General features: G+C 53.6%; 2 protein-coding genes. Both read right to left on the bottom strand.

All coding sequences use genetic code 11. From position 1 onward, the window contains the following. A partial coding sequence (locus tag H5U08_RS16515; protein ID WP_297035566.1) for a DUF3352 domain-containing protein occupies positions 1-949 on the bottom strand: 949 nt, incomplete at its 3' end. 319 nt (positions 950-1,268) lie between these two features. Further along, the gene (locus H5U08_RS16510; protein ID WP_297035563.1) at positions 1,269-2,138 is read right to left on the bottom strand and encodes a hypothetical protein; all 870 of its coding nucleotides are present in this window, start codon (positions 2,136-2,138) and stop codon (positions 1,269-1,271) included. Positions 2,139-2,184 lie beyond the last annotated feature (46 nt).

Raw genomic sequence — 2,184 nt, 5'->3', positions numbered from 1 at the left:
CGTCACCGTTAGGGAAATCGAACATTTTGGCCGATTTTTCACGCGGCGGTGGCGCGTATACAAAGGTGCGATGAACGAGCTCGAAGCCTTCCGTGGAAAAGCTCACAAAACCACCGATTCCCTGAAATACCGAAAATCCAGCCGCCTTGAGCCGTTCCAGTTGCACTCGCCGCTGCTTGCGCCGCTCCGGCGGGATGGTCGTGCGAATGGCTTCCGCGTAGCCAAATGGGTCGATAAACCACCGGATCTGAGGTTCCTCTCCCTCAGGAAGGTCCTTCCGACACCGAGCCATGATGGCGCTGAACGCCTTGACTTCCGACAGCGAACTGCCTTTTTCTTTCTGCAAAGTCAGGATGGCCTCGACAGCCGCCTGATCGTTTGCGGTGATCAAAAGATCATTCTGCAGGCAATAAAAGACCTTTCCCCCATTTGTTCCATCGGGCCGTTTGGGCAACGTGATAACCTGAATCTCTTGCCCCTGAATGGTTATTTTTTCCACACTTCCGCCGCGTATTTGAATGTCCTCCACAACCCGACTCAGAAGCTCCTCGGCTTTTGGGCGTTCTCCCGTAATGGTGACGATCGCAGCCAGACTGGCTTTTTCTTCCCCTTCTCGGTAAATAACGCCGACCGCTACCTCTCCCGTCGCGACCTCTGCAACGTCTTCCGCGGTGATACCCAATTGCTCACGGGTTCCGGAGAGACGCTCCTGAATTTGATGCCGCAAATCCTCGACAAACGGCTGAAGAGCGGGGTCTTTCAACAATTGGCCGATCTGCGTCTTTTCGAAGTGTTCACGCAGATCCTGAACATTTCTCACTGCCAGAAATCCCCGCGTCGTTGGAGGGAATAAAGAATCCAGCGGTGTGCTCGCCCAACTAATCGCCGCCAGTTGCAGGACAGCAAGCGCGGCCAAACCGACCATCCGTGACAATGAGTTTGCGTGCATTGTTTTCATCCGGATTTCCCGAAAATATTCCAAGCGGCCCGATTACCGCAGACCCGCTACATCTCCCTTGTTTTCTATTTTGACACCAAATCTGCCCATCTTCAGCAAACCGTTTCCCATCTGCGATCCTTTTTTCTCATATCGGTAAAATGCCTCGCGGAAAGCCACTTCAGTGGTTATTTGAGAGATCTTCAACCACTTTCTCAACCCGGACCTCGTCAATGACACACAACCGAACCTGCTTGCCTGAAGCCCCGTCGCCGCAGCGCTTGCCGCAAACCAGACCGGCCACGGCAGGCAAATTCTTCCCTGGGAACAGTTATTGGCTGCCGTGCGACTGATTTTCTTCACGCGCTTCCGTCTGGACCGTTTTTTCCTCGGGTTTTTCTGGAGTGCTGCTCACCGAAACTCCCCACATCGCCGCGACCAACGCGTACGTTTTCGGATCATACTTTTCGAGGTCGTCACGCGTGAAGGGATAAAAGTCATTCTTGCCGAAAAATGCCTCAGAATTTTCAGCAAAGAATTCCATAACATTTTTCAGGGCATAGGCTTCTTGTTCCCGCCCGTTGACGTGCTTGACCTTTTGATAAAGGGCTTCTTTCTTGACCTCGTCAAATCGCTGGCGGAGCTGTCGGTTGCCGAAGCCGCCGGGCAAAAACTGGTCGTGGTAGGCATGGGCCAGTTCGTGGAGGACCATCCACGGCTGCGTTCTGGACCAGTTCACGAAATTGCGTCCGTTGGCAATTTCCACACACTTGGCCTTATCTGGATTCATATCGTGATGACGGAGCCACTCCGGATCCGGGTGGTACGCCATACACGGGTGATGTCCCTCCTTTTTCTCAATCCAGATAGGGACTTGCATAATCTTTTTGAGAGCCTCCGGGGGCACGGCCTCTGTGATCTGTTTGAGCTGCTTCTCCAGTTCTGCAAACACCCGCTGGGTTAGCTCTTGATCTTCCAGAAGGTCCGGGGCCACGTACAGCTTCCACCCCTGTAAATGCTGCACCCTGTATTCGGAAGTGGGGCGGTATTTGAGGGAAGGTGCAGACGCCTGAACCGCCTCTTCCGGTCGGTTGGTTTCGGAAGCGGTTTCAAGTCCGACAATTCTCACCGGGGATAGCAGTAGGAAACTTCCCACCACCAACGCGGTGGTTAGCTGCTGCCACAGCGATCGTTTTCTCATAGAGTCCAACCTTCCCGATAAGGTTTGTGAATCCAGATATCGGCCT

The sequence above is a fragment of the Thermogutta sp. genome, from assembly GCF_014359955.1.
In the GTDB taxonomy this organism is placed as follows: domain Bacteria; phylum Planctomycetota; class Planctomycetia; order Pirellulales; family Thermoguttaceae; genus Thermogutta.
Note: the sequence above shows the minus strand (reverse complement) of the source record. Positions and strands in the feature narration are given on the sequence as shown.